The organism is Thermocaproicibacter melissae (assembly GCF_024498295.1).
In the GTDB taxonomy this organism is placed as follows: Bacteria; Bacillota; Clostridia; order Oscillospirales; family Acutalibacteraceae; genus Thermocaproicibacter; species Thermocaproicibacter melissae.
Genome location: NZ_CP101827.1, coordinates 924010 through 947618, shown reverse-complemented (window position 1 = coordinate 947618; position 23609 = coordinate 924010). Strand labels below are relative to the sequence as shown.

Below are 23609 nucleotides of genomic sequence, written 5' to 3'. Positions count from 1 at the left end.
ATATGCGAGGGTGTTGTATGTCCGATTCTCTAATCACAAAAAGGGCTATGGCTGATTCGTTAAAAACATTGATGAAAAAGAAGAGTCTGGAGAGAATCACTGTATCGGATATCGTGAAGGGCTGCGGTCTGAACCGCCAAACCTTCTATTATCATTTCAAAGATAAATATGACCTTGTGAACTGGATTTATTACAGCGAGATTATTACCACGCTGTCGCCGATTTCGGATGGCGCGGATTGGTCTGCTGCAATTATGAAAGCGCTGAACATCATGCGGAAAGATAAAGCGTTTTATGCCGGTTCACTGAACCTCGACGGGCAGAGCATTCTGCGCGATTATTTGTTTCGCGAAACGCGCGATATGCTGATTAAAATTCTTGAAAAACCGGATTTTCAGAAAACGATGAACCTTGAGCCGGACGATCGGATTCTGATTGCGGAGTTTTATACATATGGCTTAGTAGGCATGGTGATTCAGTGGGTCAAAAAGGGAATGTCAGAAGCGCCGAATGAAATCGTGGAAAAATTATCCCGCTTCATTGACGACAGCGAATGGGTTTCTGCGGTGCGCAGCTGGGCGAAAAATAACAGCACGAAATCTCTCCCGGGCAAGCAGAGAAAGTAGTTTCCAATTTAACCAGATTATTTGTGGTTTCTATGTTGCAATCTGTATGAATTACGTCTTACGAAAGGGATTCTTTATGGATATACTTGAATAGGAATATATGACGGAAGGGTGGGTTCTGGTTGCAGCCTTCTGAACTTTCTATATTGATTCCAACGCAGAATGTTGAAAAGGAAATTGCCAGAATTATTGTTTTTGCCGCGGAACAGGCAAAAGGAATTGATGCGGAATTCATCATTGTCGATATGGGTTCCACGGATAAAACCGTGTTGGAAGCGGTATTGCAAATTAAAAAACTGAATCTACGCGGCTTTGTAGTTCAGAACGGTGTTTCAAATGTACCCGCTGCGTTGAACACGGCAATACAGAAAGCAAACGGAAAATATATAACCTTTTTCTTTGCGCGCAGGCTATACCGAGGTCATCTTCCTGTTTATTTGGAGATTGCAAATCGCCTGAACAGCGATTTCGTTTTTGGCTGCATTACGAAAGAAGAACTTCGCGCTGCGGAACGCTACGCCATCAGCACGGTGATTCGGCGTCCCAGCGGTGTCCACTATATCCGGGAACTCATTCACAAGGAAAGAAGAATTGATATTGCCGCGGTGCTGCTTCGCCGCGATTTTATACTTGCAAAACAACTGTCGTTTGACGAGAACTGCCCCTTCGGTTATGCAGAGGAGTTCCTTTTTCAGGTGCTGATCTTTTCGGATTCTTTGGCGCAGGCGCCCGCTTTGCTTTGCCGTGAGAAAGACCTTGAATTAAAGCGTGGAAGAACCGAGCCGGTCGGTTTAAAGATTTTCAGCCGTGTGGAGGCTGCTCTGCGCGTGCTGGATACCGCAAAGTCCGTCTGCACGGAAAGCGAGCTGCCGGCTCAAATTGAAAAGAATTGGATTCCTCTCGTCGTTATGGACTGCATTGACATCGCGCTGCGTGACGGAATCAACTACCGCAGCATAAAGGATTACCTCTTCACTTCCGGATATGAAAAATTTCTTGTTCCGGATCGCAGGAGCGACCGCAGACTGAAACTTCGGATATTGACATGGAAAACTGCTCCGTGGCTTTATCGGGTTTGATCGGCCTGTCTTGCGCCCGATTCAGCTTCAATTCCTTGAGTATATTATCCCGGAGGAGAACACATCATGAATAAAATTCAGTTTCTTGCAACTTTGCGGCGCTTGCTGAAAGCGCTTCCGGAAGATGAATTGGAACAGATTCTCACATATTACCGGGAGACAATCGAAAATAAGGTCAAAAGCGGCTGGACCGAGGAAGCGGCCGTGAATGACTTCGGCAATGTTTATGCGCTTGCGCAACAAATCCTCGCACAACACCCGAGACGAAAGCCGAGAAACATCGGCCGGATTGCCCTTATTGCACTGGTCGTTGTGCTGTGTGTCGCGGCCCTTGTGATTGTACCGGCATGTCTGCTTCAATTTCGGCATACTGGAACCGTTAGTTCCGTCGTGAATACGCTCATGGGAGAAACGATTGATTACGAATACCAGACACGAGATATTTCTGCCGACGGCATTACCTCAGTGAACATTTCCGCCGAAGATAAGGCGGTCGTGTTTCAACCGTGGAATAATAACAAAATCGAGGTAAAGTATCCGACAGCCAAGGGCCAGACTTATGATTTTGAATGTTCTGGGGCGTCCTATACGGTAATCAATCAATCGAAAGGGAAGCTTCGCGGAATCAGGTCCGATCATACGCCCACCATCACGGTCATGCTTCCTGAGGACTATTCGGGCGATGTTCAGGTGGATACCACGAACTGCTATGTAAAACTGGAGCGTTTTCAGAAACTTGGCACTTTTAGCTGCTCAACGACAAATTCAGCCATCATGGTCAATGACATTTCTGCCCGCAGCCTGAGTTTTATGACGACAAATGCGGCAATCGACCTAAAAGAGGTTGCTGCTACAGAAACAATCGAAGCGGATACCCAGAACGCTCAGATTGGCCTTCTAAAAGTAGAATCGCCGGATATTTCGCTTCGCACGACAAACGCGCTGGTTACGGGCACCATCGTCGGCAGGGAAGAGGACTACACAATCAGCGCACACACGACCAACGCGGTCAGCAATTTGCAGAATCGAAGCGGTGGAAGCAAAAAACTCTCGGTAGAGACCACGAATGCCATCATCAACCTGAAGTTTGAACAATAAAACAGGGCGGCTTTCATTCAAGCGCGCCCATAACGAAGGAATTACCAATGAATTGCGGTGCAGCCGAAAGGCTGCACCGTTTTTCTTTTCTCGGATTTTATCGGTTATGTATTTCTTCTGGGTACATGTCATGGTGTGACAGTCTATCCCATGCAATCTGCTCCCATCTCGTACCGGGTTTGCCATAATTGCAGTAAGGATCAATAGATAACCCGCCGCGAGGCAAAAACTTGCCCCAAACCGATAGAGTACAATAAAGTTCGCAATTTCGAGAAGGTATAGAAAAGCCATTGGGACTCCTTTAAAATGAATGGTGTCAAGACATTCAAAAAGGAGTTGGTCCCAATGACTCAAGGAAAGAATAACACAGATCTTACGGAATTGCTACTGAAATGTATGGCGGAGCCCGACCCGATGCTCAGTATGCTGGAATGGCTCTGCGCTCAACTGATGGAGGCGGAGGTTTCCGGCCTTGTGGGGGCGGAAAAGAATGCGCACAATCCGTCTCGAAGTGACTACCGCTGCGGATATCGTCCCCGGAGGCTGGATACTCGCGTAGGGACGATGTATCTCATGGTGCCAAAGCTGCGCAGCCATGGATATATCCCGTTCTTTGTCACTGAACGCAAACGCAGCGAGGCGGCGCTGGTACAGGTTATTCAGGAGGCATTCGTGCAGGGCGTGTCCACACGGAAGATGGAAAAGTTGGCTCACAGTCTGGGGATAGAGAACCTCTCCCGCAGTCAGGTCAGTGAGATGACAAAAGGGCTCAATGAACAGGTACAGGAATTTCGCAACCGTTCTCTGACGGATACTCGTTATCCTGTCATTTGGACGGATGCCCTGTACGAAAAAGTCCGTATGGATGGCCGTGTCGTCAGCATGGCGGTGATGGTTGTCTGCGGCGTCAACGAGCAAGGGCACAGGGACATTCTCGCCGTGGAGCCGATGCTGGACGAATCCAAAGAGAGCTATTCCCAGTTGTTTCAAAGTCTTTTGGATCGCGGCTTGAAAACACCGCTGCTGGTGGTTTCCGATGCGAACAAAGGGCTGATTGCCGCCATCCGAGAAAGTTTTCCCGGCGCATCCTGGCAACGCTGCAAAGTGCATTTCATGCGAAATATTCTGGCCCATATACCGCAGAAAGAAAAAGAATCCTTTGCGGTCCAACTGAAAGAAATCTGGCTGGCGCCTTCCGTCCAATTAGCGCGACAGCGCGCAAAACAGTTGTCGGAGCAATATGGGAAGCGGTTTCCCAAAGCAATCGAGCTTCTGGAAGACGGGCTGGAGGACTCACTGGCTTTCTATGCATTCCCCGAGCTTGATGCCCGTAAAATCTCATCGACCAATATGCTGGAACGGCTGAACAAGGAAATCCGGCGCAGAACCAACGTCGTCGGGATATTCCCAAACAAAGATTCCTATCTGCGGTTGGTTACAACATATCTCATGGAATACGCTGAAGACTGGTCCGTTTCCAGAGCATATTTGAATCCCAAATCGATTCAGACACTTCTGCTAAGCGCAGCTTAATTCATTTCGTGGAGTCCCCAAATTGCGAACTTCTCTTGACATAGCCCCCAAACCTCAATGTACTTTGGGCTTAGCAGTTTGATAAGATCATTCACGATGATATTGACGACGTCTTCATGGAAGCACCCTTCATTTCTGAATGAGAACAGGTATAGCTTCAGCGTTTTGCTCTCCACAAGCCTCTTATCCGGAACATAGGAAATATAGATGGTGGCAAAGTCCGGTTGACCTGTAATCGGACATAAGGTGGTAAATTCGGGACAGTTGAACTTTACAAAATAATCTCGGTCCGGATGCTTATTGCTAAAGCTTTCAAGCACCTCCGGCGCATACTCTGATTTGTACTTCGTATCTTTGTTGCCCAGTGCGGTAAGTCCTTCCTTCTCTCTCATACTCAACCTCCTATAATCGTGTATTTTTCTTCATAGTCGAAGGTGTCGATACCTTCTGCCTTTTTCAATCGGTTAACAACAAAATAGGTTACCGGGGTAAATACAATTTCATAACTGACCTTGAATAGGTACTGAAATAGAATCATCCGGAAAACTGTCAAACTGTCCATCGTTCCCCAGAAAGATATCGTTATAAAAATGATGGAGTCAAAGCCCTCGCCTACCAGAGTGGAAAGAATGGTTCGGATCCACAGCCTTTTTCCTTTGGTAGCAACTTTCAGCTTGGAAAGGATTATCGAGTTGGAAAACTCTCCGAACAGGTACCCGATGAAGGATGCTGCGGCAACACGAGGCGTTGTACCCATAACTGTTGCATATGCCGCCTGATTTTCCCAGAAATCCGGATATGGTAGCGCAATTGTGATTAGGTACACAACGACCGCAAAAAAGCTACAACCAAATCCGAGCCATATTACGGTGCGCGCTTTCCTAAATCCGTATACCTCTGTAAAAATATCTCCGAAGATATAAGTTATCGGGAAAAGGATGACTGCTGCCGGAAGTGTAATATTATCGGTTACTGCCCATATCTTACCAGCAATCAGATTGGAAAGCAGCAAACAGGTTATGTAGACAACGGTGGCAATCAGAAAAAGGTGCGATACAGACTTGCTTTGTTCCATGAATATCTACTCCAATACAAAAAAATAGCTTTGCAAGACGCAAAGCCCAGCCTGTCGAAAAAGTCCAGTGAAAGCTGGGCTTTTTCGTTGTAAAATGGTAAAATATAGACAGGTGATGAAAGATGCTGGAACGGGAAAAACTACGCAGAGATGCAGTGGAATTTGTGAATACAGACCTATTGGTGCCGGGAAATCATCTGCTGCGAAAGATTGACAGCGCGGTAGATTTTAGCCATATTTATGATTTTGTAGAAGATTTGTATTGTGAGGGCAACGGTCGTCCTAGTGTGGACCCGGTCGTCCTGTTTAAGATTGTTCTGATCCAGCATCTGTACGGAATTCCCTCTTTACGCCGGACGATGCAGGAAATCAATATGAATATCGCGTATCGGTGGTTTCTGGGATATACACTGAACGAGGAGCTGCCGCATTTCTCCACTGTGAGTTACAATTTTAAGCACCGGTTCACAGAGGAAACCGTGGAGCAGGTGTTTTCGTGGATTTTGCAGGAGGCAAATTACGCCGGATATTTGGAGCCGGAAGCAGTATTTGTGGATGGGACGCATATCAAAGCAAACGCCAACATCAACAAAAAGATCAAAAAGGCAGTTCCTCAGGCGGCAAAGCGATATGCCTCAGAATTAATGGAAGAGGTTAACGCTGACCGGGAAGATCATGGGAAGAAGCCATTCGACAGTACTCCGAAACCGCCGAAGGAAAAAGAAATCATGGTGTCCAAAACAGACCCGGAAAGCGGGTTGTTCCAAAAGGGAGAACACAAGAAGTGCTTTGCCTACGAAGCACATACGGCCTGCGACAAACACAATTTTGTCCTTGACGTTGAGGTGACTCCGGGAAACGTACATGACAGTGTAGCATTTGACGCGGTCTATGGCAAAGTGACTCAACGGTTTCCTGAAATTGAAACGGTGGTGGCGGACGCCGCATACAAAACGCCGCATATCTGTAAACGGGTGTTTGACGACGGGCGGGTACTTTCCACAGCATACAAGCGGCCAATGACCAAAGCAGGAAATCTGGAATGGTGGAAGTATGTATACGACGAATATTATGACTGTGTGATCTGCCCGGAATATCAGGTTCTGCATTATGCAACAACCAACCGTGAGGGATACCGGGAATACAAAAGCCGGAGTTACATCTGCGAAAAATGTCCATTCCGTTCTCGCTGCACCGAGAGTAAAAGCTGTACGAAAACCGTAACGCGGCATGTGTGGCAGGATTATGTGGAGCTTGCGGAAGATATCAGGCACACACCGAAATACAAAGAGCTTTACAAAAAACGAAAAGAAACCATTGAGCGTGTCTTCGCCGATGCAAAAGTGAAATATGGGATGCGGTACACGCTCTACCGGGGCTTAACTCAAGTGACGAATTGGGTTAAGCTTAAGTTTGCTGCCATGAATCTCAAAAAGCTGGCAATGTGGAAATGGAGGGATGGCCATCCCTCCGGGTTTTTATTGATTTTACTTTGCTTATTTTCCTATCCTGCATATTATCAAGAGAACCCATCCTTCGTTTAACCGCGTTGGATGGGTTCTTCGACAATCTGTAGCTTTGCAAGACGCAAAGCCATTCCCAAACAACAATAATCAAATTGTAAATTTAGTCCTGGTTTTGCTTAACGACAGGAAGGTACAAATGAACTGTCGGCCTTTCGGCATGCAAATTATACATCTTTTCCGGTATTTATTCAAGGAGAAACAAAAGCTTAAATTTAGCAACTCAAGAAACCTCTGGCAGCAGTTTGTACACTTTGAAGATACAGAATAAAGAGGAAACGGTACAGCATCACCACTGCTGCTTACAAGCCATGAAGTTTGCAGCTTCTTTTTCTTTATAATGACAAAAGAGAGGTCAGCTGACCTCTCTTTCCGTGAATGATCCGATTGTTCAATATACCACCGAAACCTTCATTACGGTACGGGTATTTGCATTAGGCAAGCCGCCCTGCTTTGCTTTGTTCCTTATTCTGCATTTTCAGCATACTATAATCCATGAGGTGGTGGTTCCAAATGGTGGATAATTACTCTCCGGAAGAACTGGCTTACCTAGCATCATCCTTTGCAATCGCTCTGACGAAAGGGATGGACGCAGAAAGCGTCAGAGTAATGTGCAACTTTTTTGTCAATGTTGTTGGAACCCTGAACCTCATACTCGCACAAAAGGAACTCCTGAAAAAAAGATGTGCACCACCAAAACCGCCCCATAAACCTTGCGATTCCAAGGACTCATCTCATGAACCGCGCCGCGAACAGAAGTGATGGATATTGCGCAGATTTGCCAGAATACGCAGCGTTTCATGCTTGAATTCAGCCCGCTGAAACCGGATATCACTTTCTGAGGCGTTTCTTATGCTTACCCAGTCTACCGCCAATTCCCGCACGGGGAGGTGGCTCCGTTCAGCCAAGAGCAGCAGCTCGGCACAAACATACCAGCAGGATTCACAATTGCAGAAAGGGTATAGGGACTCGATGGTTTCGCGGCGGAAGAACTTGAACCGGCAAAGCGCATCGCTTGACCGGTAGTGTAGCAGCAGGCGAAGAATAAACTGAAAGCGGACAGCGTCCGCCCAAAGGGATTGCTGAACCCGAATTACGGAAAACGGCCGGAATCGGGAACCGTTCACGACACAGGCTGCCCCGTCCCGCAAGGGCTGGTCGATGAACAGCAAGTGTTCCAGTCCGGCGGAAAGGTCAAGGTCCAAGAAACCCACAATATCGCAGCAGTTCGTGCTGAGAATTTGTTCCATAAGCGACGGCCCACGCAGGTAATCCACGTTTTTGCAGCACGCGGCAAGCGAACGGCCCATGCGCTCGGTTCCATCCGTAGAACCGGAATCAGCAATCGTAATGCGGTATCGTTCGGGGAAATATTCCTCACAGAAATCTGTCATTCTTCGGATGCCACGGATCAGCAAGCCTTCATCATTGTGTACCGGAAAAACGAAATTAACACTCCGCATGGAATGCCCCCGTTTCGCTGCTGCGAGATTATTCTACTCTGAGCCTTCCTTGCTTTTCCGTTGATTTCGTTTCTTTTCCTTTCCCCTTCATCATATTGACTGGGACACAATTTTATTCCGCTTCCCAGAACGCAAAACCGGGTCGACGCTTTTATGCGTGAACCCGGCCATTTTGTTCTTACAGATCTCCGACTAAAACGACACTTTTTTCCAAAAGCGTCGTCGGGTGATAGGATAGCTTCGATTTCCTCAGTCCCGGGTCACCGACGTCTTCTTCACGGTTGACGTAGGTGTCTCTTTCCTGGGCAAAGTGCTTCAAAAATTCCTGCACAATCACCTGATAGGCTCCTGGGTAGCGAATATCGGCTTTTTCAACGTGGACAAACAGGGTATCGTTGACTCTTTCACCGATTGACATTGAGATAATCTTCCCATCTCCCTTAATCACGCCCCCGAACAGGCCGTATTTATCATAATTGCGGAGAAGTTCCTTTACTTTTGAACTTTCCTCACGAGCAAGTTCGCTTGGCTTCTCATAGAGTTTTGCAAAATTATCATAGAATTCGCAGACCTGCGGAAGATTCTCTTCGGTGATTTCCTCAAAGGAATAGTCAGGAACCATCTTGCGGAACTTGTTGATATGGTTTCGCTGACCATCGTATTTTTTGCCGCGGAACGAAAGAAGGTCTTCCGTAAGATATAGGTAATCGAACCAGTCACGGCTGGGCTGTATGAAGGCGGAAGGGTAGCGCTCCCGGAATCTCGGCAGCACATTTTCGGGAACGGTGCAGAAAACAAGCGGAAGGTTTGTCTCCCGACAGTGCTGCTCAATGGCCTCCAGAGCGATGGTAATTCCCTCCGGATTCGGGGAGAGGGGAACCGTGAAAGCGGTCACGCCGCTCAAATAGCGAACCTGAAAAATCAGCACACCGTGATAAATCGTATAGCGTGTTTTGAAGAATTCACGCCACATGAAGATTCCGCCGACGGAGTAATCGCAGATTCTAGATTGCTGGTACTTCAAAAATGGTCTTATGGTTGGAATGTCATCGAGAGTTAGAGGTTTAAAATTCAACATAGCAAAATCCTGTCTTTTGAAAAATCTTAGTGGAAAGCCACATTTTAAGTATGTCCTACTTTCCTCCAAAATTATGGCAGGTTCAAATTCATCTCCTATTTGTTATAATTTTCCAGAAAATTATGCCGTTCGCTGCCCCTGCGGTATCCGATTACGGTTTCCAAATTCACGTTTTCCATGCTGTGAAAAATGTTTTTGTCGATGTTGGGGTTTCCCTTTCGCAGTTGGGCGATGAGCCGTTTCATCTCCTGACGCTTGGAGTCACTCTGCCCAGCGGCACAGCTTTCGGTGAAGCGGCAGGCGCACTGAAGAAATGTCAGGTTGTTGTAGTTTTTCCAAGCGATGATGTCCGCTTCACGCACGAGATATAATGGGCGGATCAGTTCCATTCCGGGATAATGCAGGCTGTGGAGCTTCGGCATCATCGTTCGGATTTCCGCCCCGTATAGCATGCTCATCAGCGTCGTTTCAATGACGTCGTCAAAGTGATGTCCAAGCGCAATTTTGTTGCAGCCGAGTTCTCGAGCGTGCTTATAGAGGCATCCGCGCCGCATTTTTGCACAAAGGTAGCATGGGTTGCGGCCGGTCGCCTCCGTAATTTCAAAAATCCGCGTATCAAAAATATGAATCGGCAGATGCAGAGCCTCGGCGTTCTGAATGATTTGCCGCCGATTCTGCGCGTTGTATCCGGGGTCCATGACCAGATACTCCACTTCAAAGGGAAAATCGCTGTATTTTTGCAGGTGTTGCATGCACTTTGCAAGAAGCATGGAATCTTTCCCGCCGGATATGCAGACAGCGATGCGGTCTCCCTGTTGAATCAACTCATATTGTTTTACAGCTGAAAGAAAGGGCAGCCAAATCTGTCTGCGGTATTTCTTTGTAATGCTTCTTTCAGCCTGTTCAAAGGGTTCCATTTTGTCTCTCCCGTGTTAGATATGTTTGTAGTAGAAAATTGCAAGCTGAGTTCTGTCACGCCGTCAATTTGTCGAGCATGGTGCAGGTGTAATTTCGCACCATTCATGGACAAAACTTCTGCCAAAACGGGGAAAGGCGAGAAAGGATGCCGTGCAGCAAAAGGACAGAATCAGTTTGTCAATCACTTTTGAAGTCTGTAATCCCATCCTTTTCCCTCCCTTTCTATGTATTGTAGCATTTTTCGCCTGCCGATACAATCGGGTCCAAAATATCGTATATTCGAAAATCGCCGAAGGCGTTTTATTCGCAGCTATTGCTTGCAATTGCGGGATTCTCGGTTGTCTGCTGGGCCATTCTGATTCTGCCGTGCATGTTCCTTGACCCATTACCAAGTTACCCCTCACTTGCATATGATAGCAAAAAAGAGGGGGCGAATCTTATGGCTTGTTTCAATAATTGCAGTAATAGCGAGAATCTAAACAGTCTTTGTGCTCTTAGAAGAATTCTGAATTGTATCGGATGCCTGAATACTCAGGACCTGATTGCACTGCGAGACATCGTCGACCGTATTCTCGACGGCGGCTCTTGCGACTGCATCCGCAACAGCCTAAATACCTAAAGAAGAAGTCCTTCCAAAAAAATAAGCCTGCCTGTATCTTCATGTGCTGCCAACAGCTAGCGCATAGGGACACAGGCGGGCCTCATTTATGTGTTTGTGCCGAAGGACGGATAAGGAAAAAACCGTTTATTCTAGCCAAAAGATTTTTTACTGCAAATGGTAATGGTGAAAAACCTCAGAAAACATATTCTTTAGATTGTCTCCCGCAATGACCAGGAGTGCAAGATAAATCCACATGGCATGTAGATCCTGTGCACAACTGGGAGCGGTTGAAAGAAATACGGCAGTTGCCAGGGAAACGAGAATCAGCAACGGGTAAATGCTTAGTGAAGGATGTCCTTCGCGCCGCATTTTTGCCATGGCGGAAAACAGGGCTTTGAATAAGAAAAAAATAAGAGTTAACCCAAGCAGCAAAAAAATGATACCAAAATCAGCTAAACATTCTGCAATATAACAATGAAGTTTTTGAATATCACCGATATAGCGAGAAAGGTTCGGGCCGACAAGAAGCTGCGTATTGCCAAGACCGACGCCAAATGGATTTGAATAGAAAGTGCCTAAAGCAAATTTTAACAAAGTTACACGACGATACGTGGTATTCTTCATTACCTCATCACTGCCCACGCCAAGACCGGAAAAATCATCTCGGTTTGTGGGGTCAACGAGAGAACCAACAGGAGATTGTAATGTGGTGTAATCGGAAAGCCTTATACTGGGAGCAAAGTAAATGATTACAGCAAACAAAATGGGTATAACCAGAGCCGCAAATGCGCCAAAATGCCTTTGCTGCTTCATCCACACAACCAAGGCTACCGCAAAGACGGCGAAAAACAAGAGAACGCCGATCTGTACCAAAATCGCCCCGCCACAGGTGCATAGGAACCATTCCATGCAAAAAATGAGCGTGATGGCAGTAAGAGTGAGACCTTTTCTTTTGCCGTTAAACAGATCATGCAGCAATTGGAGAAGAACCGGCATGGCAAGAAAAAATACCGTAGCGCAATAATCGTTGGTATTGTAAAAAGTACCGGAGGGAAGACGGAATACAATAAAGCCGAAAAAGTCAACACCGTAGTTCTTGAGATGAGTATCCGTATACATCGGTCCGGCGAAACATTCATAAAAACCAACAGCCATCTGGCCAGCCAGAATCATGGCAAGATTGCGGACCACGCTTGTCCAAAGTTGACGGCTGCGTAGATAAACAAGGATGACCATGCAAAACAAAATGTCAAAGCCAAGATTGGCAAGGCGTGAAAAAGTATAACTGCGGTCAGAAGTAAGGAATAGCAAGGTAACGGCACCGTATCCAGCCATAAAGGCCATTATCGCCAACAGAGCCCACCGGCAAGCAGAAAAACCGTGAAAAGGGTTGATGTGGTTGCGGAAAATCCAAAAAAGATACAGTACTGTGAAAAGCAACAAGGAAACACGAAATGTAGTAATGGCACTACCAATGCGCGGCTCAGCTAAACCCCATACCGAAGATGCGATTACAAGTTGAAAGAGCAAAAAAAGAGTTTTTTCAAATGGGGTTGTGAACTCTTTCGGTTTTGCAGTGTAGGCGGCAATCAAAGAAAGTACCGTCCAAAACAGACAGGTGATTAGCCCACCGACTGTGGAAAAGAACATGAAAGTATCCTCCTGGCGTTGTTTTTAAATTTCAAAACTGCTTTTCTTTGGAAGCTTTGTTTCAAATACAGTTATTAATTGGGAACGTACTTCATCAAAATCAAAATCTGAAGCACCGTCATTGCAACAAATCATTTTGTAGCGGGAATGTAAAAGCGCATGATACATCTTTTTATTATGGCTGGAAATTTCAAAAATTTTCCCGTGACGATAGGAACAAGGAATCACATTTCCTTGTGCTAGGTTCCAATAACGAATTACCCAAGGGCTGATATCGGAACTGGTACGAAAGCGATGCCGGCAGGTTTCATCAAAAGCAGAATATTCCTGTGCCCACATCTGCTCAAAGGCTGTTTTTGTAAAGCTGATAGGGAGATGATGATTATAAAAACCTGTGAAATATGGAAAAGGCAGGACGAATAGATTTTTCAGTCCCGGTAATCCATACAATGGATAAAATATTTTTCTGGCATCACGGCACAGCATTTTTCGCTTATCTACGTATTTGCTGATGAGCCGGTAATTGTTGTAGGTAATTTCGGAGATTTGATTATCCGACGGATATCCTACATCAAAGATAAGCTGGTCGACAGGAATCCCGTTCCGAAAGAAATCGGTCGGCTTCACAGGGGCATTTAAAAACGTATCATCATTAAAGTAAACAAATTGTTCGGTTAATCCCGGAATACGATGTAAATTCAGTTCAATAGGGTGGGAGTTAAATGTGGGAAGATACTCGGATGGTATATAATCACTATGCCGAACAATGTGGAGCTTTGGATTATTAACATTTAGCCAAGCAGGAATATGCCCCCATGTTACAAAATGGACGCGGTTTACCCACGGAGCGTAATTTTCGACAGCACGGAACCAGTAGCGCAAAGTGTTCCAGTCACGGTAGCGAATGTCTCTGTCATCGCTATCCTGCGTCAATTGGAATCGTTGCTTCTCTGCACGCCAATTGGGATCATTCCCATCAACCCAGGTAATCACAAAATCTATGTCTGGCATTGTGAGCCTCCCTGAAAAATTTTTCGATACATGGTACTAGCTGCAACATGTATCGAAGTAGTTAAATCATATTCATCACAAAAAATTTATAAAATCTATCAGAATAGAAAATGTGCCCCCTTTGTCTGCAGCAACATTTGCAACCAAATTTTATTAAAACTATAAACCACTTTGTGATGTCGTCATAACTCTCAATGCGCTTTAGTTCTGAAAAGAATTGGGATGCTTGCTTGCCACATAAAATGTAACGAACGCTAATAGTAACCTGGGCGTGTTTTTCCATAACATTATACGATAATATCACAAAATGCAGTGTGGTTCAACAAAAACAGCTTTTCAAAATTCATTTCTAGAGATTCTTGCTAGAGATTCTTGTTGATATATCCGGAAAAGCGGATGTATCAACTCACAGGATTCCAGCGCTTTTCCTCTTTTCTGCACCGTAGATGGCAGGGCATCCTTCTTGCAGTGCCCAGCGGGCTATGATATAATGAACAATAATGCAAATTTGTTGCAAACTGAGTTAAACGGAGGAATTTCTGTTTGAAAAACAATTTGTCGGAGCGTCTGCCGGAGCCACAGCATCCGAAGGAGTTTTATATTTCTGAAGTCCGAAAAATCATGCAGGTCCGCAAGCGTGGCAAGGTGCCGATGGCCCTTGTTCACACATACGGCTGTCAGCAGAATGTAGCTGACAGTGAAAAAATAAAGGGCTTTCTGGCCCAGATGGGTTTCTCTTTCACCGAGGATGAAGAAGAAGCCGATTTCATTCTGTTCAACACTTGTGCGGTTCGGGGGCATGCGGAGAATCGTGTGTTCGGAAATGTTGGTGCGCTTAAGGATCTGAAACGCCGTCATCCGTCGCTGATTATTTCATTGTGCGGCTGCATGATGGAAGAAAAGCAGGCCTCAGAGCATATCAAGCAAAAATTTCCATTTGTCAACCTTGTATTCGGAACCCACGTTCTTCATCGCTTTCCGGAACTGCTTTGGACGGCGTTGACGGCAAGCCGCCGTGTTTTTGAACGCGGAGACGAGCAGGAAGATGCCCGCATCGTGGAAGGCCTTCCAATCCACCGTGACGGTACAACGCGTGCTTGGCTCACCGTCATGTATGGGTGCGACAATTTCTGCTCCTACTGCATTGTGCCGTATGTCCGTGGAAGGGAAAGAAGCCGCGAACCTGAGGCAATTCTTGACGAATTTCGTTCCATTGTGGCAGATGGTTATAAAGACATTACCCTTTTGGGGCAGAATGTAAATTCTTACGGCAAAAAGCTGGAACGTCCAATCAACTTTTCGCAGCTTTTGCGGATGCTTGACGCTGTGGACGGAGATTACCGTCTCAGGTTCATGACGTCCCACCCGAAAGATGCGACCCATGAGCTGATTGACACCATGGCGGAAGGCAGACACATCTGCCATCATCTTCACCTTCCGGTGCAGGCCGGCAGCAACAGAATTCTGAAAGAGATGAACCGCGGATATACGCGAGAGAAGTATCTCGCGCTGGTAGAGTACGCCCGCAAGAAAATTCCGGATCTTTCTCTTACAACAGACATTATTGTCGGTTTTCCCGGGGAAACTTATGAAGAGTTCCGTGAAACCGTAAGCCTTGTCCGCGAGGTTGGGTTCACTTCTCTGTTTACCTTTATCTATTCGCCGCGCGAAGGAACACGGGCTGCACGCCTGCCCGACCCAGTGCCCTATGAGGAAAAAGCCAGATGGCTTCAGGAGCTTTGTGCCGAGCAGGAGAAGATTTCCGCGGAGCGTTGTGCGAAGGAAGTCGGAAAGACTTATCGGGTGCTCGTTGAAAAGCAAAACGAGAAAGACGGCCTTTTATGCGGCCGCACGGACGGTAACGTCATCGTTTTGTTCGAGGGCAGCAAAGAACTCATCGGCAATTTTGCAGAGGTAAAAATCACCGCCGCACGCAACTGGATTCTGCGCGGCGAGTTAATCCAATAAATCCAGAAATTAAGGAGTATATAAATGGATAATATTATCGAACAGGCAAGAGCAATCGGCAAGGCTATCCAGAAGGATGAGCGCTATCTGAAAACGCAGTTGGCACTGCAGGCTGCAGACGAAGACAAAGAACTGCAGGACCTTATCGGTCAGTATAATCTCAAGCGCATGTCCATTCAAAATGAGATGCAGAAGCCGGAACGCGACGAGGAAAAACTCAGAGCATACCAAACGGAGCTTAACGGCCTTTATGAAACCATTATGAAAAATCCGCGTATGATTGCCTATAACGAGGCGAGGAAAGATTTTGACCTTCTTCTGCGCCGCGTTGACGCCATTATTTCCCAGAGCGCCAACGGCGTGGACCCCGATACTGCGGATTATCAGGAATCTTCCTGCAGCGGCAACTGCGGTTCCTGCAGTGGATGCCACTGAGAAATACTTGTTTGAAGGGAGGCGGTAAGCATGGCATCACTTTCTCCCATGATGCAGCAGTACTTTGAAATCAAAAAGAAAAACCCGGACACGATCCTGTTTTTCCGCCTCGGCGACTTCTATGAAATGTTCTATGATGACGCGAAGCTTGCGTCCCGGGAACTGGATCTTACCCTTACTGGGAGAGACTGCGGTCAGCCGGAGCGCGCGCCGATGTGCGGTGTACCGTTTCACAGCTACGAAACTTATGTTGCAAAGCTGATTGCAAAGGGTTACAAGGTCGCCATCTGCGAGCAGCTGGAAGACCCCGCTCTCGCAAAAGGACTTGTGAAAAGAGACATCATCCGCGTGATTACGCCGGGCACGGTGCTGGAAAGCAGCATGCTCGACGAAGCGCGGAATAATTTTATTTGCTCGCTGAATGTGCAGGGAAACCGAGCCGGTGTCTGTTTTGCCGATGTTTCAACGGGCGAGCTTCATGCGACGAAACTTTCTGCAAAGGACGCCGCAGCACTGACAGAACAGCTTTGCAATGAACTGTCTCGCTTTTCCCCGAGGGAAATTCTCATCAATCAGGGCGCACTCGATTTATCCGCCCTTCCCGAATTTATCAAGAACCGCCTGAACGCGAGCCTTGAACTGCTTGACAGCGAAAAGTTTGATTCCCAGTCTGCTGTTCCAGTTCTTACGGAGCAATTCCATAAGTCGCCGGAGGAGCTGGACCTTGCGGACAAGCCCGAAATTGAGGGTGCGCTTGGCGCTTTGCTCGGCTACCTGAAAGAGACGGAACGCACAGGCCTTGAAAGCATGGATTCCATTGACCTTTACAGCGGCGAGCAGTTCATGCGTCTGAATCTGACGACACGCCGCAACCTTGAACTGCTGGAAACCATGCGAAGCAAGGAAAAGCGCGGTTCACTTCTGTGGGTGCTTGACCGCACACGCACTCCGATGGGCAAACGCCTTATCCGCAGCTGGGTGGAACGTCCTCTGCTAAATCCTGCGGCCATCACCCGGCGCTTAAACGCTGTGGAGGAATTGACGCGCGACAGCATTCTCCGCGACAGCCTTTCGGAGCAACTCTACGGGATTCATGACCTTGAGCGCCTGATGTCCCGCATTGTTTATGGTTCCGCAAACGGCAGGGAGCTGCGTAGCCTCTCGGATGCCGCGGCAAAGCTTCCGACTTTGAAACATTTGCTGAAAGACTGTAAATCGGATTTGCTTTGCAAGATATACGAGGAAATCGACGGCCTTGAAGATGTTCATGAACTGATTGAAAGCGCCATTGTGGAAGAACCGCCGTTTTCCGTTCGTGAAGGCGGAATTATCAAGCCCGGGTTCAGCGAAGAACTGGACCAGCTCAAGGGCGATATGACGGACGGGCGCGGCATCATTGCGAAGATTGAAGCGAAGGAACGCGAGCGCACGGGAATCCCAAAGCTCAAAGTCGGCTACAACCGGGTATTTGGCTATTACATAGAAGTCACAAACGCATACAAGGACCAAGTGCCTCCGGAATACATCAGAAAACAGACCTTGACCAACTGCGAACGCTTCATCACACCGGAGCTGAAGGAACTGGAAGGCCGAATTCTCGGCGCACACGACAAATCCGTTCAGCTGGAATATGAATTGTTTACCTCTGTGCGAAAGCAGGTCGCGGCGCAGATGGAACGCGTGCAGCGCACGGCGCAGGCTGTTGCAAGGCTAGACGTGTTGCTTTCTCTGGCGCAGGTTTCTGTTGATCGGAACTATGTCAGACCCGTTGTGAACCTCAGCGGCAGAATCGTTTTGAAAGAAAGCCGTCATCCGGTTGTCGAAGCACTCCTCGAGGAGCCTTTTGTTCCGAACGATGTATTGCTCGACAAGGACGAAAACCGCGTTGCAATCATTACCGGCCCGAACATGGCGGGAAAATCGACTTATATGCGTCAAATCGCGCTGATCGTGATTATGGCGCAGATTGGCTGCTTTGTGCCCGCTTCCAGTGCGGAAATCGGGATTACGGACGCAATCTTCACCCGTGTCGGCGCTTCCGACGATTTGGCGGCGGGGCAGTCCACCTTCATGGTGGAAATGGCCGAGGTGGCTGATATTGTAAAAAATGCAACGTCAGACAGCCTTTTGATTCTCGACGAGATCGGCCGCGGCACATCGACTTTTGACGGAATGAGCATTGCACGCGCCGTCCTCGAATATGTAGCGGACAAAAAGCGCCTCGGCGCAAAGACGCTGTTTGCGACGCATTACCATGAACTCACCGCGCTGGAAGGCTTAATTCCCGGCGTAAAAAACTACAACATCGCCGTGAAAAAGCGCGGCGACGATATTACATTCCTTCGCCGCATTGTGCGCGGCGGTGCCGATGATAGCTACGGCATCGAAGTTGCAAAGCTCGCTGGAGTGCCGAATGTCATCATCGAAAGAGCAAAGCAGATTTTGAAAGAAATCAACGAAGGCAAAGATGTTTCCATGCCGGTGCGCCTTGCGGCACAGCGAAACACAGAGGAAGAAAACGGGCAGATTGCTCTGACTCCGCCGAATGAAGTGGAGATTATGGAACGACTCAAAACCTTAGACGTCAATACACTGACGCCGATTGAATGTATGAACACGCTGTTTGAACTGTCCAAGCTGGCACAGTGAATTTTTGTAAGCGGCAGGGAGGTGCGTTATGGGAAAAATCAATGTCCTTGATAAGCATATTGCCGACCTGATTGCGGCCGGCGAGGTGGTGGAGCGTCCGGCGTCCGCCATCAAGGAATTGATTGAAAACTCCATTGATGCCGGTGCAACCGCCGTTACAGTCGAGATACGCAATGGAGGGGTTACTTACCTGCGCGTGACGGACAACGGCTGCGGCATCGCGCGCGAAGATGTGCCTGTCGCTTTTTTAAGCCATGCAACCAGCAAGATTGCCGGAAAAGATGATTTGCGGGCAATCGGTACACTTGGCTTCCGCGGAGAGGCACTCGCCTCGATTGCCGCGGTTGCCCGCGTCGAAATGCTGACGCGCACGGCGGATGAGCTTGCCGGAACAAGGTACGGAATCGAGGGCGGGAGAGAACAATACTGTGAAGACGCTGGCTGCGCCGAAGGAACAACTATCGTAGTGCGTGACCTGTTCTACAATACGCCCGCCCGAATGAAGTTCCTGAAAAAGGACATCACGGAGGGCAACGCGGTAGCCGCCGTTGTGGACAAAGAGGCCCTTGCCCATCCGGAGGTTTCATTCCGATTCCTGCGCGACGGGCGTGAAACATTGCGTACCCCCGGTGACGGAAATCTGAAATCTGCTGTTTATGCTGTCTTTGGCAGAGAGTTTACCGAAAGTCTCATCCCGCTTGATTACGAGTTAAACGGTGTAAAGGCTTTCGGATTCATCAGCAGCCCTGCGGCTGCTCGCCCGAACCGCAGTATGCAAAACTTTTTTATCAACGGGCGTTATGTAAAAACCCGCACCGCCATGGTGGCCCTCGAAGAAGCCTTTAAGGGTTCGCTGATGGTGGGAAAGGTTCCTGCCTGTGTGCTGCACCTTACCGTTCCGCTTGAAGCGGTGGATGTCAATGTGCATCCGTCCAAAATCGAAGTCCGCTTTCTCAATGAGCGCCCGATTTTTGACGCTGTCTACCACGGAGTGAAAGCCGCGTTGAACGTGGGGGACAAGCCTCATATTCTAAAGCTTGCTGATTCCGCCGTGCAGCCGAAAAAACGCGAAACACCGCCAATGCAGATGCGTTTTTCGGCGCCGCTCCCAAAGCAAAAGACAGAGCCGGAAAAACCGGTCCACATTGTACCTACGGTCAGGGAACAGCCAATTCCAACCGTACCGAAGGCCGTTCCGGCGATGTCCTTTCATGCGGCAGTAAAAGCACCGGATATTGAATTCAGCGAAGAAGAGCCTGCTGCAAAGCCGCTAAAACCATCGCAACCGCCTGTATCGGAAAAAAGCGAAAAAGTGCCTGAGCCGGAACCGCAATACACCGCCGAGCCAGAACCGGCTGTTCCGGAAGAAAAGCCGGAGCGGCTGATTGGGGAGGCGTTCGGTACCTACATCCTTCTTGAGCGCGGCGATGATATCATATTTGTGGATAAGCACGCGGCGCACGAGCGGCTTCTTTATGAAAAGCTGAAGGCGCAGAGCGGGGAAAGCGACCGTCAGCTTTTACTGGAGCCGGTTTCGGTTACGCTTTCAAAAGATGAGTACTCCGCAGTGCTCGAGTCTCTTGACATCTGTGCAAAAGCAGGGTTTGAGATTGAAGATTTCGGCATGGGAACAGTCCTAGTGCGCACAGCGCCGATGATTCTCGGCGGAAACGGTGTAGCGGAGGCTGTCATGGAGATTGCCGGCTACCTTGCTTCCAATAAAACGGATCTTACAACGGAAAAAGTGGACTGGCTGTATCACAACATAGCTTGCCGTGCCGCGGTAAAAGCAGGAGACCCTGCCTCTTCGCGCGAACTGATTGACCTTGTGCACCGTGCAGAGCGTGAAGGAGTTCGTTATTGCCCCCACGGCCGCCCGGTATTTTTCATACTGACCAGAAAAGAACTGGAGCGCCAGTTTGGGAGGATACAGTAATGGCAGGAATTCCGGTTGTTGCTGTTGTCGGCCCTACGGCGACGGGGAAAACGAGGCTTGCGGTCGGACTTTCCCTGCGCTTCGGCGGTGAAGTCGTTTCCGCCGATTCCATGCAGATTTACCGCGGGCTGGATATCGGGACAGCCAAACCGACGATTGAGGAAATGCGCGGTGTTCCGCACCATCTGATTGATTTTCTCGACCCCTCACAGTCGTTCAGCGTCGCAGATTTTGTCGAACTGGCGTCGAAAAGCATTGCCGATATCAACGCAAGAGGAAAACTTCCGATTGTCGCCGGGGGCACAGGACTCTATATCTGGTCTTTACTCAACGGCCTGAACTTTTTGCCGCAGGAAAAAGATGAAGAACTCCGTGCAAAATTAAAGCACATGGCAGAGCAGGAGGGCACCGAGAAAGTCTGGAAGATGCTCCGTGAAATCGACCCGGAGTCAGCCGAGCGTATTCATCCGAACAATGTGGGTCGCGTCATACGCGCCATTGAGGTTTACCGCGTGACCGGCATCACGATGACGGAGCAAATCCGCCGTTCCCGCGAAAAGCCTTCTCCGTATGATCCTCTCGTCATCGGCCTTACGTACCGTGACCGCTCAAAGCTTTATGATGCCATCAATAGGCGCGTTGATATTATGATGCAAAGGGGCCTTCTGAAGGAAGCCGAAACGGTTTTCAAGATGGAGCACGCGGCGACAGCTTCACAGGCAATCGGCTACAAAGAATTCTTCCCGTATTTCCGAGGGGAGTGTTCCGTTGAGGAGTCTGTGGAGCAGGTAAAACGTGAAAGCCGAAGATACGCAAAGCGTCAGCTCACTTGGTTCCGCCGTGATGAATCCGTTCAATGGCTCTATGTCGATGAATTTGCAAATCCTGATGAGCTGCTTGCGAAAGCGGCTAGTTTGATTCTGCAAAAGGGGTGGAAGCGATGAACAATTCAAGGCTGCGAAAAGTAGGTTCCCGCATCCTTGCGCTTCTTCTCCTCTTTTATGTAGGCTATCAGATTTTCAAAGCGAATTACTCCTCAATTCGGACGGAAAACGTGTCTTACTTTACCGCTTCCCGGACGGTTAAGGTGTCGGTTGTGGCGCTTCGCAACGAAGTGCTTCTTACTTCACCCGCCGGCGGTGCGGTGGACTTCGCAATCAATTCGGGCAGCCGTGTTGCAAAAGGCGGAACGATTGCGGAAATCTACGCCAATTCCGAGCAGATTTCCGTAAAGCATCAGCTGGCGGATATTGACAGAGAGATTCAGCAGCTGCAAAATCTGCAGCAGTCTGCCAGCGCCTATTCTTTAAGCGCTGAAACTGCCAACGAGCGAATCTGCATGAAATTATCGGAGATGCTGAACTACGTCAGTTCCGGTGAACTGCCGAAAGTGTATTCCGAGAAATCATCGCTTCTGAACCTTTTGAGCGAGAAGGAAATCGGTACTGGAAAGGTCAAAGATTTCAAATCGCGCATCAGTGAACTGCAGTCGCAGCGAAAAACGATTGCTGCAAAAGCCGGCAAGCCTACCGGAACTATTGTGTCTCCGGTTTCAGGTTACTTCATCGACTCAACGGACGGAATGGAAAGCGCGTACGACATTTCCAAAATCTCCACAATTACCTGCAGCGACATTCAGAAACTTCAAACGATGAAAGCCGTTCCGGTTTCCGGCAGTATCGGAAAAATCGACCGCGATTTCAACTGGTACCTTGTCTGTATTGTTCCGGCGGACGAACTTGTCCCGTTCCGCCACCAAATGGACACGGGGGGGAACTTGTCGATTCAATTCCCTTTCGTTTCCAATATGTCCATTTCCGCTACACTCGAGACAATCAATATGAATTCCGACAATTCGGCAGGCGCTGTTGTTTTGCAGTGCAAGGAAATCAATTCGGAACTTGTCGGAATCAGGCGTGAGACGGCAAATATCTCCTTTGGTGAATATACCGGCCTCCGCGTCAGTCAGAAAGCCGTACATTATGCAAATGTGAAATCTACCACAAAAGACGCTAACGGAAAAAAGACAACGGTCGAAAAGAAAGTAATGGGAGTATATGTGCTCCATGGCAATCAGATTGTATTCCGCCAGATTGTCCCGGAGTTTAGCACAGAGAGTTATGTAATCTGCAAAGCGAACCCCAATGACGACGAAATTCTGACGTCCGATACAGTAAGATATAACGACGAAGTTGTTGTGGAGGGGACGAATCTGTATGATGGAAAAGTTATCAAATGAAGACTTGCAGCGCCGCTTTCATGATGTGGAAGAAAATCTGAAGGTGATTCGTGAAAATATCGCTGAAGCAGCCGCACGCGCCGGAAAAAGTGCCAGCGACATTACGCTTCTGGCGGCAACGAAAACCGTTCCCGTAGAGGTCATCAACCACAGCATCGAGCTTGGCGTCGACCACATCGGCGAAAACCGTGTTCAAGAATTGAATGAGAAATACGAAAGTTATAACCTCGAGCGGTGTGAGCTGCATTTTATCGGCCACCTGCAGCTCAACAAGGTCAAGTACCTCATCGGCCGTGTCGCGATGATTCAGTCGGTCGACAGTGAAAAACTGGCCGCCGAGATTTCCCGCCTTAGTGCGAAAAAGGGCGTTACCACCGATGTCCTGCTGGAAGTGAACATCGGTAAAGAACCGAACAAATCCGGTGTCATGCCGGAGCTTTTGCCTGAACTGGTTGAAAAAGTGTCCCTTTTGCCGAATATTCGGGTGCGCGGATTGATGGCAATTCCTCCTGCAAACGCCTCCGAGACGGAAACAATGAACTTTTTTTTGAGAATGAATCAATATTTTGTTGACATAAAGCACAAAAAAACCGATAATGTATCTATGGACTGGCTGTCAATGGGAATGTCAGCAGATTATACACAGGCAATTCTTGCGGGGGCAAATTTAGTGCGTGTGGGAACGGCACTGTATGGCCCGCGAATTTATGTGAAAAAACACTGACTG

Annotated in this window: 20 protein-coding genes and 1 pseudogene; 13 read left to right on the top strand and 8 right to left on the bottom strand. The window is 48.2% G+C overall.

The genetic code is table 11. From position 1 onward, the window contains the following. The first annotated feature begins 17 nt into the window (after positions 1–17). From NOG13_RS04685 to NOG13_RS04675, 3 genes are all read left to right on the top strand, one after another. Entirely contained in the window at positions 18–626 is a 609-nt protein-coding gene (locus NOG13_RS04685) for a TetR/AcrR family transcriptional regulator C-terminal domain-containing protein (RefSeq protein WP_283111110.1), read from the top strand. Between the two features lie 122 nt (positions 627–748). Continuing rightward, positions 749–1705, top strand: coding sequence for a glycosyltransferase family 2 protein (locus NOG13_RS04680; protein ID WP_283111109.1), 957 nt, complete (start codon positions 749–751; stop codon positions 1703–1705). Positions 1706–1771: 66 nt separating this feature from the next. Next, positions 1772–2803, top strand: a complete 1032-nt coding sequence (locus NOG13_RS04675) for a DUF4097 family beta strand repeat-containing protein (protein WP_283111108.1) — start codon at positions 1772–1774, stop codon at positions 2801–2803. Between the two features lie 97 nt (positions 2804–2900). On the opposite strand, the pseudogene NOG13_RS04670 reads toward NOG13_RS04675, so the two are convergent. After that, positions 2901–3050 (bottom strand): annotated as a pseudogene (locus NOG13_RS04670) (preQ(1) synthase); the annotation flags it as partial. 98 nt (positions 3051–3148) lie between these two features. Here NOG13_RS04670 and NOG13_RS04665 point away from each other — a divergent pair. Then, entirely contained in the window at positions 3149–4336 is a 1188-nt protein-coding gene (locus tag NOG13_RS04665; RefSeq protein WP_135661204.1) for an IS256 family transposase, read from the top strand. Here the strand turns inward: NOG13_RS04665 and queF are convergent. Together queF and NOG13_RS04655 are read right to left on the bottom strand one after the other, a co-directional pair. Continuing rightward, the gene (gene queF / locus NOG13_RS04660; protein ID WP_283111107.1) at positions 4333–4728 is read right to left on the bottom strand and encodes a preQ(1) synthase; all 396 of its coding nucleotides are present in this window, start codon (positions 4726–4728) and stop codon (positions 4333–4335) included. The genes NOG13_RS04665 and queF overlap by 4 nt on opposite strands. Positions 4729–4730: 2 nt before the next feature. Next, on the bottom strand, positions 4731–5411 hold the full coding sequence (locus NOG13_RS04655) for a queuosine precursor transporter (protein ID WP_283111106.1): 681 nt from the start codon (positions 5409–5411) through the stop codon (positions 4731–4733). A gap of 122 nt (positions 5412–5533) precedes the next feature. Between NOG13_RS04655 and NOG13_RS04650 the strand changes: the two genes are divergently transcribed. Beyond that, on the top strand, positions 5534–6955 hold the full coding sequence (locus NOG13_RS04650; RefSeq protein ID WP_283109454.1) for an IS1182 family transposase: 1422 nt from the start codon (positions 5534–5536) through the stop codon (positions 6953–6955). Between the two features lie 713 nt (positions 6956–7668). On the opposite strand, the gene NOG13_RS04645 is transcribed toward NOG13_RS04650, so the two are convergent. The 3 genes from NOG13_RS04645 to NOG13_RS04635 all read right to left on the bottom strand — a co-directional run bounded on the left by NOG13_RS04645 (position 7669) and on the right by NOG13_RS04635 (position 10392). Further along, the gene (locus NOG13_RS04645; protein ID WP_283111105.1) at positions 7669–8397 is read right to left on the bottom strand and encodes a glycosyltransferase family protein; all 729 of its coding nucleotides are present in this window, start codon (positions 8395–8397) and stop codon (positions 7669–7671) included. A 178-nt stretch (positions 8398–8575) separates the two neighbouring features. Then, a complete protein-coding gene (locus NOG13_RS04640) occupies positions 8576–9475 on the bottom strand; it encodes a DUF2156 domain-containing protein (protein WP_283111104.1) in 900 nt (299 codons plus the stop codon). A 95-nt stretch (positions 9476–9570) separates the two neighbouring features. Next, on the bottom strand, positions 9571–10392 hold the full coding sequence (locus tag NOG13_RS04635) for a tRNA lysidine(34) synthetase (protein ID WP_283111103.1): 822 nt from the start codon (positions 10390–10392) through the stop codon (positions 9571–9573). Between the two features lie 440 nt (positions 10393–10832). On the opposite strand from NOG13_RS04635, the gene NOG13_RS04630 reads away from it, so the two are divergent. Beyond that, on the top strand, positions 10833–11012 hold the full coding sequence (locus tag NOG13_RS04630) for a hypothetical protein (protein WP_283111102.1): 180 nt from the start codon (positions 10833–10835) through the stop codon (positions 11010–11012). A 147-nt stretch (positions 11013–11159) separates the two neighbouring features. Here the strand turns inward: NOG13_RS04630 and NOG13_RS04625 are convergent, their stop codons facing one another. Together NOG13_RS04625 and NOG13_RS04620 are read right to left on the bottom strand one after the other, a co-directional pair. After that, entirely contained in the window at positions 11160–12644 is a 1485-nt protein-coding gene (locus NOG13_RS04625; RefSeq protein WP_283111101.1) for a hypothetical protein, read from the bottom strand. Positions 12645–12668: 24 nt separating this feature from the next. Further along, complete coding sequence (locus NOG13_RS04620; protein ID WP_283111100.1) at positions 12669–13655, bottom strand: stealth family protein; 987 nt, start codon at positions 13653–13655, stop codon at positions 12669–12671. Between the two features lie 543 nt (positions 13656–14198). Here NOG13_RS04620 and miaB point away from each other — a divergent pair. From miaB to NOG13_RS04585, 7 genes are read left to right on the top strand one after another with little or no spacing between them, the layout of a single operon-like run. Further along, a complete protein-coding gene (gene miaB, locus NOG13_RS04615; RefSeq protein ID WP_283111099.1) occupies positions 14199–15623 on the top strand; it encodes a tRNA (N6-isopentenyl adenosine(37)-C2)-methylthiotransferase MiaB in 1425 nt (474 codons plus the stop codon). A 24-nt stretch (positions 15624–15647) separates the two neighbouring features. Beyond that, the gene (locus tag NOG13_RS04610; protein ID WP_283111098.1) at positions 15648–16058 is read left to right on the top strand and encodes a YlbF/YmcA family competence regulator; all 411 of its coding nucleotides are present in this window, start codon (positions 15648–15650) and stop codon (positions 16056–16058) included. A gap of 30 nt (positions 16059–16088) precedes the next feature. After that, positions 16089–18707: a DNA mismatch repair protein MutS gene (mutS, locus tag NOG13_RS04605; protein ID WP_283111097.1), complete on the top strand. Its 2619-nt coding sequence runs from the start codon at positions 16089–16091 to the stop codon at positions 18705–18707. A 28-nt stretch (positions 18708–18735) separates the two neighbouring features. Next, the gene (gene mutL, locus NOG13_RS04600) at positions 18736–20643 is read left to right on the top strand and encodes a DNA mismatch repair endonuclease MutL (protein WP_283111096.1); all 1908 of its coding nucleotides are present in this window, start codon (positions 18736–18738) and stop codon (positions 20641–20643) included. Further along, complete coding sequence (gene miaA / locus NOG13_RS04595; protein WP_283111095.1) at positions 20643–21587, top strand: tRNA (adenosine(37)-N6)-dimethylallyltransferase MiaA; 945 nt, start codon at positions 20643–20645, stop codon at positions 21585–21587. Before mutL ends, miaA begins: the two co-directional genes overlap by 1 nt. After that, entirely contained in the window at positions 21584–22882 is a 1299-nt protein-coding gene (locus tag NOG13_RS04590) for a biotin/lipoyl attachment domain-containing protein (RefSeq protein ID WP_283111094.1), read from the top strand. The genes miaA and NOG13_RS04590 overlap by 4 nt, the downstream gene beginning before the upstream one ends. Next, on the top strand, positions 22860–23606 hold the full coding sequence (locus NOG13_RS04585; protein ID WP_283111093.1) for a YggS family pyridoxal phosphate-dependent enzyme: 747 nt from the start codon (positions 22860–22862) through the stop codon (positions 23604–23606). The genes NOG13_RS04590 and NOG13_RS04585 overlap by 23 nt, the downstream gene beginning before the upstream one ends. The last annotated feature ends 3 nt before the right edge of the window (positions 23607–23609 follow it).